The 8994-nt window shown below is 40.6% G+C and carries 8 protein-coding genes and 2 tRNA genes; 8 read left to right on the top strand and 2 right to left on the bottom strand.

The features are described 5' to 3' along the window. Nucleotides 1–268: 268 nt before the first annotated feature. The 8 genes from IEX94_RS09145 to IEX94_RS09110 all read left to right on the top strand — a co-directional run bounded on the left by IEX94_RS09145 (nt 269) and on the right by IEX94_RS09110 (nt 5610). A tRNA-Met gene (locus IEX94_RS09145) sits at nt 269–345 on the top strand. A 34-nt stretch (nt 346–379) separates the two neighbouring features. Beyond that, nucleotides 380–456 (top strand) — tRNA-Asp (locus tag IEX94_RS09140). Between the two features lie 172 nt (nt 457–628). Then, on the top strand, nt 629–1597 hold the full coding sequence (thiL, locus tag IEX94_RS09135; protein ID WP_188856920.1) for a thiamine-phosphate kinase: 969 nt from the start codon (nt 629–631) through the stop codon (nt 1595–1597). A gap of 63 nt (nt 1598–1660) precedes the next feature. Further along, entirely contained in the window at nt 1661–2065 is a 405-nt protein-coding gene (gene tsaE, locus IEX94_RS09130) for a tRNA (adenosine(37)-N6)-threonylcarbamoyltransferase complex ATPase subunit type 1 TsaE (RefSeq protein WP_370459774.1), read from the top strand. Nucleotides 2066–2078: 13 nt separating this feature from the next. Further along, a complete protein-coding gene (gene tsaB, locus IEX94_RS09125; protein WP_156856917.1) occupies nt 2079–2786 on the top strand; it encodes a tRNA (adenosine(37)-N6)-threonylcarbamoyltransferase complex dimerization subunit type 1 TsaB in 708 nt (235 codons plus the stop codon). Beyond that, nucleotides 2779–3228 (top strand): ribosomal protein S18-alanine N-acetyltransferase, encoded by a 450-nt coding sequence (gene rimI / locus IEX94_RS09120; protein ID WP_156856918.1) that lies wholly within the window; start codon nt 2779–2781, stop codon nt 3226–3228. The genes tsaB and rimI overlap by 8 nt, the downstream gene beginning before the upstream one ends. Then, complete coding sequence (gene tsaD, locus IEX94_RS09115; protein WP_188856919.1) at nt 3225–4151, top strand: tRNA (adenosine(37)-N6)-threonylcarbamoyltransferase complex transferase subunit TsaD; 927 nt, start codon at nt 3225–3227, stop codon at nt 4149–4151. The genes rimI and tsaD overlap by 4 nt, the downstream gene beginning before the upstream one ends. A gap of 277 nt (nt 4152–4428) precedes the next feature. Continuing rightward, entirely contained in the window at nt 4429–5610 is a 1182-nt protein-coding gene (locus tag IEX94_RS09110) for an FtsW/RodA/SpoVE family cell cycle protein (RefSeq protein WP_188856918.1), read from the top strand. Between the two features lie 73 nt (nt 5611–5683). Here the strand turns inward: IEX94_RS09110 and IEX94_RS09105 are convergent, their stop codons facing one another. Both IEX94_RS09105 and IEX94_RS09100 read right to left on the bottom strand, forming a co-directional pair. After that, complete coding sequence (locus IEX94_RS09105) at nt 5684–7015, bottom strand: hemolysin family protein (RefSeq protein WP_188856917.1); 1332 nt, start codon at nt 7013–7015, stop codon at nt 5684–5686. A gap of 18 nt (nt 7016–7033) precedes the next feature. Continuing rightward, complete coding sequence (locus tag IEX94_RS09100; protein ID WP_188856916.1) at nt 7034–8956, bottom strand: ABC-F family ATP-binding cassette domain-containing protein; 1923 nt, start codon at nt 8954–8956, stop codon at nt 7034–7036. Between the last annotated feature and the right edge of the window lie 38 nt (nt 8957–8994).

Below are 8994 nucleotides of genomic sequence, written 5' to 3'. Positions count from 1 at the left end.
CAGCAGTTAAGCTTTCCAGCGCCGATGGTAGTTGAGACTTTGTCTCTGCAAGAGTAGGACGTTGCCAGGCAGATTTTAATTATTATGCATGAATCATAATTGCATATTTTCTATTATCGCGGTGTGGAGTAAAGCCGTAACATCATTGAGAAACATCTCTGAATAGGCTTTTTGAGGAGTGTAAGCTTCTCCGAATTACCCCAAGACACGACGAACAGTCCTTTATTCCTTTATTATGCATGAATCACAATTGCATATTTTACACTATCGCGGGGTGGAGCAGTCCGGTAGCTCGTTGGGCTCATAACCCAAAGGTCGCAGGTTCAAATCCTGCCCCCGCAACCAAATAACATTTAATTTTTTAAAAAAATAAAATTAGGGTCCGGTAGTTCAGTTGGTTAGAATGCCTGCCTGTCACGCAGGAGGTCGCGGGTTCGAGTCCCGTCCGGACCGCCATTACACATAGTTTATTTGCACAGGATTTCGAATAAGAAATCTTGTTTTTTTGTTTTTAAGTAATTTATCGAAAATATATCGTTAATGAGGGCGTAAGAAACATCTCGAATATTTCTTTTTACATCGTATTTTGCTATGATAGATAATGTAAATAGATGAAAAGGTGAAGGCTATGGACGAGTTTTCCTTAATAGAAGCGATTAAACAAAAACAAAAAACATACAAGCAATCATCCTTGCAACGGGGGATTGGAGACGATACCGCTGTTTTCCGTGAGGCAGCCGGGGAGCTTGCAATTGCTGTAGATACATTTGTTGAAGGAGTTCATTTTACGGAAAAAACGACGGATCTTTTTCGATTAGGTTACCGTGCGTTGGCTGCAAATTTCAGTGATCTTGCCGCAATGGGCGCGTTACCTATGTATTATTTAGTTTCGATTGTTGTACCGCACAGAATGAAAGAGTCGAAGCTGAGTGAAATATTTAATGGAATGAAACATTTGGCTGATCGTTATAATGCTGATTTAATTGGCGGTGATACGGTATCGGGTAATGAGCTTGTTTTATCTGTTACAGTTATTGGTCAAATCGAACAGGGGAAAGCCAGATATAGAAATCTGGCGGAAGTGGATGATATTGTATTTGTCACAGGAACGTTAGGTGATTCCCAGGCAGGTTTATATATTTTGCAACATGACTTGGAGAGTGTCCATAGGCAGTATTTCATTAACAGACATCAACTTCCTGTTCCTAGGATAGCTTTTGCTAGTTCGCTTGGGAGTATAAAGCGATTAGCATTAAATGATATAAGCGATGGTCTTGGCAATGAGGCTTATGAGATTGCTGAAGCGTCTCATGTTTCGATTATCTTGGATGATAAAAAAATACCCGTTCATCCCGGGCTTGCTGCATTTCCCATGGGACTTCAGGAAAAGTGGAAGTATTTTGGTGGGGAAGATTTTGAACTTGTCGGTACGGTTGCAAAAAAGGATTGGCAGACAGTTCAACAGGCAGCGGAAAAATTAAATCTTCAAGTGACTGAAATTGGTCATGTGATTAATAAAGATGAGCATGCTGTATATCTTAAGAAGAACGGGAATATGACCAAGTTGCAAAAAGAAGGATATACACATTTAAAGTAGGTGGAACATTTGAGTGTGGTAGAATTAATTGCCCATTCCCATGAAGAAACAGAAAAGATTGCGATGAAGCTCGCTAATTTTTTACGACCAGGTGATACACTTACCTTAGAAGGTGAGTTGGGCTCTGGAAAAACAACTTTTACTAAAGGGTTGGCAAAAGGACTTGGGATTACACGTAATGTAAACAGTCCTACATTTACAATCGTTAAGCAATATAAGGGAAGAATTCCTTTATATCATATGGATGTATACCGGTTGGAAGATTCAGATGAAGATATCGGATTTTCGGAATACTTTCATGGTGACGGCGTTTCTGTTGTTGAATGGGCGAAGTTTATTGAAGACTATTTACCTGAAGAACGCTTGGAAATTAATATTGAATATACGGATGATGACCAAACAAGGAAATTGAAGTTAAAAGCGTTTGGTGATCATTATAGTAGCATCTTACATGAGATGAAGGATTAGGGGTAACCAAAATATGAATTTACTTGTCATTGATACATCAAATCATGTCCTCGGCGTTGCCATCATGAAAAACGATCAGGTGATTGGGCAAATCATGACAAATTTGACGAAAAACCACTCGGTTCGGTTAATGCCAGCAATTGATAAGTTGATGGCAGAAGTGGGGATGCGTGTCGAAGAATTAGACCGGATAGCCGTTGCGAAAGGTCCGGGCTCTTACACTGGAGTACGAATTGGCCTAACAACGGCAAAGACACTTGCCTGGGCGCTTGGGACTCCTGTTGTTGGTGTTTCAAGTCTAGAGGCACTCAGTTACCAGGGGCGTTTTTTTGACGGGTTAGTTTGCCCGTTTTTTGATGCGCGCAGGGGGCTTGTTTATACAGGAATTTATGAATGGGAGGGCGGAAACATAACGAATCCCGTTCCTGATCAGAACACCCCATTTGTAAATATCCTGGAAGATTTAAAGGAAAAAGGTAAATCTGTATTATTTTTAAGTCCAGATGTTTCGGCATTTAAAGAACAAATTATAGAAACAATGGGCGAGCTAGCTGTGATTCCAGAAGGTCCTTACCATATAACTAATCCAGCCCATCTTGGCCTTGCAAGTATGACGATGGAGCCGGATAATATTCATGGACTTGCACCGAATTACTTACGTTTGGCCGAGGCGGAAGCGAACTGGTTAAAACAACAAAAGGAAAAAGAAAGCAATGACTAAAATTACGATACGAAAAATGGAAATTGAAGACGTACCCGGTGTACTGGAAGTAGAGAAATCTTCCTTTCCTGTTCCTTGGACATCGGATATCTTTTATCATGAATTAACAGATAATAGGCATGCTTTATATTTTGTTGTCGATTATGATGGTGAGGTTATCGGTTATGCCGGGATGTGGATTGTCATTGATGAGGCACAAATCACAAATATTGCTATTCTACCTGAGTATCGCGGGAAGAAGCTAGGTGAACAATTATTCCATCACCTGATGATGACGGCAATTCGTGTTGGGGCCGTGCAGCTTTCGTTAGAAGTGCGGGTTTCCAATGTAGTGGCACAAAAAATGTACCGTAAATTCGGGCTTCTTCCTGGAGGCATCCGAAAGAATTACTATACAGATGATCAGGAAGATGCACTTGTAATGTGGGTGAGTTTAAAATGAAAAATGATAAAATTATCTTAGGTATCGAGACGAGCTGTGACGAAACTGCGGTTGCTTTAGTAAAGAATGGGACGGAAATACTTTCAGACGTTGTTGCTTCTCAAATTGAAAGCCATAAACGTTTCGGTGGAGTTGTCCCAGAGATAGCTTCTCGCCATCATGTGGAACAGATGACGATGGTACTTGAAGAAGCGATTGAAGAAGCGAAAGTGGAATGGGAGGATATTGATGCAATTGCAGTAACGGAAGGGCCTGGACTTGTCGGTGCCTTGCTTGTAGGTGTCAATACTGCAAAAGCACTTGCCTTTGCGAAACAAAAGCCTTTAGTCGGGGTCCAGCATATTGCGGGACATATTTATGCGAATCGATTCGAGCGGGAATTTGAATTTCCATTGCTTGCCTTAATCGTTTCTGGTGGTCATACAGAACTTGTTTTAATGAAGGAACATGGCGATTTTAAACTGATTGGCGAGACACTCGATGACGCCGCTGGAGAAGCTTATGATAAGGTTGCAAGAATGTTGGATTTACCATATCCAGGCGGGCCAGAGATCGACCGGTTAGCTGCTCTAGGGGAGGAAACAATCGATTTCCCGCGGGCGTGGCTCAGTGAGGACAGCTATGATTTCAGTTTCAGTGGATTAAAATCTGCTGTTATCAACAAGATTCACAATGCGAAACAACGCGGAGAAACATTAAAGAAAGAGGATATTGCAGCAAGCTTTCAGGCGAGTGTGATTGAAGTGTTAACCACAAAAACATTGCGTGCTGCCAAGGAAAAAAACGTGAAGCAAGTAATTGTCGCAGGCGGGGTTGCAGCAAACCGTGGCTTGCGTGCAGAAATGCAAACCCAGTTCGAACGAGCAGAAATTCCACTATTAATTCCACCGTTATCGTTATGTAGCGGGACTGCCTTGATTTGAACGCCAATCCCTCTCTCGAGCTTATATAACAAGAGAGAAATCCCCAACCAACTGTGGAGTTTACTCGCTCTTATTCACAGCCTTGTGGATATAATGTTGAAACCTTTGTATGACGCTGTTCGTATTGTGAATAAAAACAGGATAAAAAAGCATATTTTTTGTGGATAATGTGGATGGCTTTGTTGATGACCATTGTGAACAACTTTATTCTTTCAAAAGTGTGTGGATAATAGTTGGGGAAAGATAGATTTTAGAAAAGAAGTATGGTGAAGCAGCTATGACAAAAAAACAGTCCTATTTTGTGCAAGCCGATTTATTGATTTTAATCGTTTTATTTATGGTGACAAGTCTTATTGCGATATACAATGCAGCTCAGTTTGAACAATATGCAGAAGAGAATTTTGTTATGAAGCAGATTGTCTGGTTCTCTGTAGGACTACTGTTTGCTGTATCGGTACAATTTTTGGATATGGAACAATTGTATAAGGGTGCCGTATATATATATGCTGCTGGTATTTTAGCATTAGTTATTTTATATGTGAGCCCATCTTCCATCGCTTATTCGGTAAATGGTGCGAAAAGCTGGTTCAACGCAGTAATACCAGGAGTATCCATTCAACCGGCTGAATTCGTTAAATTGACGACGATATTATATTTATCGGTTGTGATTAGTAAACATAAGCAAAAATTTGAAGAGAGCACGATAAAGTCAGATACGATGCTCTTACTGAAAATGGTTGGGGTTACGCTGCTTCCAGTCGGCTTGATTATGTTGCAACCCGACTTTGGTACAGCGATGGTTTATTTATTCATTCTCGGGATGATGATCATTTTTGCTGGTATCAGCTGGAAGATCATTCTTAGTCTAGTAGCGATTGTTGGTACATTTTTAAGTGGTTTACTTATCTTTATCGTACAATTTCCGGCACTAGCTAAATTGATTGCAGGTCCGAGCAGACATTATCAAATCGACCGTATTCTGACGTGGTTTGATCCTACCCAGTCAACTGAATCGGCCAACTGGCATTTTGACCGGGCCTATATGGGACTTGGTTCTGGACAATTAACAGGGAAAGGTCTTGGCGGGGCCGAAGTATATTATCCGGAAGCACAGACTGATTTTATTTTCTCCATCATCGGAGAGACATTCGGATTTATTGGCGGTTCTTTTGTGATTCTTTTATACTTTCTATTGCTTTATAAGCTCGTAACACTGGGCTTAAATATGTATAAGTTTGTTTCTTTCGCTTCGTATTTCTGTTTTGGCTTCTTGAGTTTGATACTTGTCCATGTGTTTCAGAACATTGGTATGACAATCGGGGTTATGCCAGTAACAGGTATTCCATTGCCACTCATTAGTTATGGTGGAAGTTCCGTGATGGCAACAATGCTTGGAGTGGGACTCATTTACCGGATTGCTGTGGAATATACGATACAGAATGATTATTTATTTAAATAAAAAATGAGCACTCTCCAAGAGAGTGCTCATTTTTTAATTCATAGGTGGCAGGAAAACGAAGAAGAATTGTTTTTTAACTCTTTCTCGTAGTTGTTTGCATCGTAATAAACACTTCTTCAATCCGATTTTCACCTATTTTCGTCGCTTTAAATTCAGCTTTGTTATAAGGGATGACAACTTCCTCATCAGAGGATGGTATATGTCCAAGTTCATGGATAAGAAATCCATTTAATGTATCAAACTCATGAATTGGTAATCCGATGGCAAGCATTTCATCCAATTGGTATAAGCCGATTGTACCTTTAACTACATACTCATTCGTACCGATTTCTTGGAATTCTTCGTTTGCTCCTAACTGTGTGTGGAAAAGAATGTCTTCACTTGAAATTTCTCCGACGATTTCTTCAATAATATCCTCGATCGTTACTAAACCTTCTGTCCCACCGTATTCATCGAGGACAATCGCAATATGGATATTTTGTTTTTTCATACTGGCAAACAATTCATCAATCTTGCGTGTTTCAATGACGAAATACGGTTTCCGCATGACTTTTTTTAAAGAAAAATCCGTGTGACTGAATTGATCAAGATAGCGGAATAGGTCTTTCACATGCAGGATGCCGATAATGTTATCCACATCCCCATCATAAATAGGTAATCTGCTGTATGGGTGCTCATTAATCTCCTTTATTGTTTCCTCTAATGTGGCCTCAACTGGTAGGGCTGCCATGTCAATCCGGTGGGTAATGATATTTGAGACACTTTTATCATTGAACTCAAAAATCCGGTTAATCATCGCTTTTTCTAACCGTTGAATTGTACCACGTTCACCCCCGACATCGACCATCATACGAATCTCTTCCTCGGTAATATCCTCATCCTTAGCATGCGGGTCAGCACCTAAGAGGCGAACAAACCCATTCGTTGAAAAGGTAAGGAATTTTACAAGGGGAGAAAAAATCGTAAATAAGCCGGTCAATGGTCTCGCCACCGCAAGAGATATTTGTTCCGATTTCTGCAGGGCAAGCTTCTTCGGTACAAGTTCACCGAGAACGAGCGTAAAGTAAGATAAAAGCATCGTAATCAGGATGACACTCACGGTGTTTAATGTCGAATAGGGAAGCGGTAAACCGAGTGTATTCAACCATGCGGTAAGTGGGCCTGCGAAGAAATCGGCCGCAAAGGCACTGGCAAGAAAGCCTGCCATTGTAATCCCAATTTGAATCGTGCTTAAAAAACGGCTCGGTTCAGAGATTAAATTAAATAACAGGATAAATTTCTTATGCCCAGCTTCTGCTTGCTGTTTTACTTTATTATCATTCAATCCGATTAATGCAATTTCAGAAGCGGCAAAAAATGCGTTAATTAAAATAAGAATAATAAGTGTCGTTATTGCTATTGTCATAAGGCCAACCTCCAGTTTCTATCCATCTTGTAAATTGGCCCATTCTTCCATTAGTTTTTCCAATTCTTGATTCATCCCATCAACTTTTTTCGTTAATTCTAATGCTTTTTCATGATCTTGGAAGACTTCAGGTTTCGTCATTTCCTCCTCGAGCCTTGCGATATCCAATTCTTTTTCTTCAATTGCTACTTCAAGCTGGGCTATTTTTCTTTCTTTTCTTCTGTTCTCACTTTGCAGCTGTTTTTCTTCCTGAAAGCTCCTGCGTCTGTTATCGATCTTTGGCTTGTCCGTTTTTTCCTTGGAAAGTTTAATGAACTCTTTTTCTTCTTCTATTTTTTCAAGATAGTAATCATAGTCCCCTAGGTATACTTTAATCCCGTTCTTGCTCATTTTCGCGACTTGGTCTGTAATGCGATTAATGAAATAACGGTCATGGGAAACAAAGAGGATTGTACCAGGATAGTCCATTAATGCTGCTTCCAGCACTTCCTTACTGTCGATGTCCAGATGGTTTGTCGGCTCATCAAGTATAAGCAGGTTAGCCTTTTGCATCATTAGTTTTGCCAGGGCGAGCCTCGCTTTCTCTCCACCACTTAACTGATCGACCGTTTTTAAAACGTCATCTCCACTAAATAAGAAATTGCCTAGTACCGTGCGGATATCTTTTTCCATTACAAGCGGGTATTCATCCCATAATTCCTGCAGGACTGTTTTATTGGAGGAAAGATTCGCCTGTTCCTGATCATAGTAGCCGATTTTCACATTTGTCCCCAGTTCAAAGGACCCGTTCGTTGCCTGGAGCTTGCCGATAAGAATCTTAAGTAAACTCGTTTTACCAACCCCGTTCGGTCCAATAAGGACAACCCGTTCGCCGCGGGTGAGGCGGAGGTTTGCTTGCTTGAAGGTATATTCATCTTCATCCGGATAGCGGAGGGAAAGGTCTTCTATTTTCAAGACATCATTTCCACTTCTTCTTTCTATATCGAAAGAGAAGGACATAGAAGCCTCGTCTCCAAGCGGTCTGTTCACTCGTTCCATTCGTTCAAGCTGTTTCCGTCTGCTTTGCGCCCGTTTCGTAGTAGAGGCACGGGCGATATTACGTTGGACGAAATCTTCCATCCGTTTTATTTCTGTTTGCTGCTTTTCAAATTCTTTCCGTTCCCGTTCGTAGTCGGCTGCTTTTTGTTCGAGAAATTTACTATATGTCCCGTGATATTTCTTCGTCTCATGTCTTGAAATTTCATAGACGAGGGATACGGTTTTATCAAGGAAGTAGCGATCATGGGAAACAATGACAACTGCTCCTGGATACCCGCTTAAATAGGATTCGAGCCAGCCTAATGTTTCAATATCTAAATGGTTGGTCGGTTCATCAAGAAGCAGGAGTTGTGGCTTTTGCAGGAGCAGCTTGCCGAGAGCGAGCCTTGTTTTTTGGCCGCCACTAAGTTCACTAATCATTGTATGGTAATCATAATCCTGGAAATTAAGTCCATTCAATACTGCCTTAATCTCAGCTTCATACGTATAGCCGCCACCGGTCTGGTAAGCGTGCTGCAGGCGATCATATTCCGATAGTAAACTTTGATATTCATCATTTGAAAGCTTCTCAGTATCCTGCAATTTCTCTTCTATCTTCCGTAAATTTTCTTCTTGTTTTTTTAAATGGTCGAATACGGTGACAAGCTCATTCCAGATTGTCTTGCCGGATTTTAATTCCATATGTTGTGAAAGGTAACCGATTGTAAGTTCTTTCGGCTTAATAAGTTCCCCGGTATCATAAGAAAGTTCGCCGGCCATTATTTTTAATAAAGTAGATTTTCCAGCCCCGTTTCTCCCAACAATTGCTATTCGATCAAGATCTTTAATTTCAAGTTTTACATTTGATAAAATGGTTTCCGAACCAAAGGATTTCGAAAGTCCATTCATTTGCATTAAAATCATACATTCACCCCATTATATGTATTGTAACGCAAAAAGCA

The sequence above is a fragment of the Oceanobacillus indicireducens genome, assembly GCF_014647195.1.
In the GTDB taxonomy this organism is placed as follows: Bacteria; Bacillota; Bacilli; order Bacillales; family Amphibacillaceae; genus Oceanobacillus; species Oceanobacillus indicireducens.
This window is presented reverse-complemented; position numbering and strand designations above follow the sequence as displayed.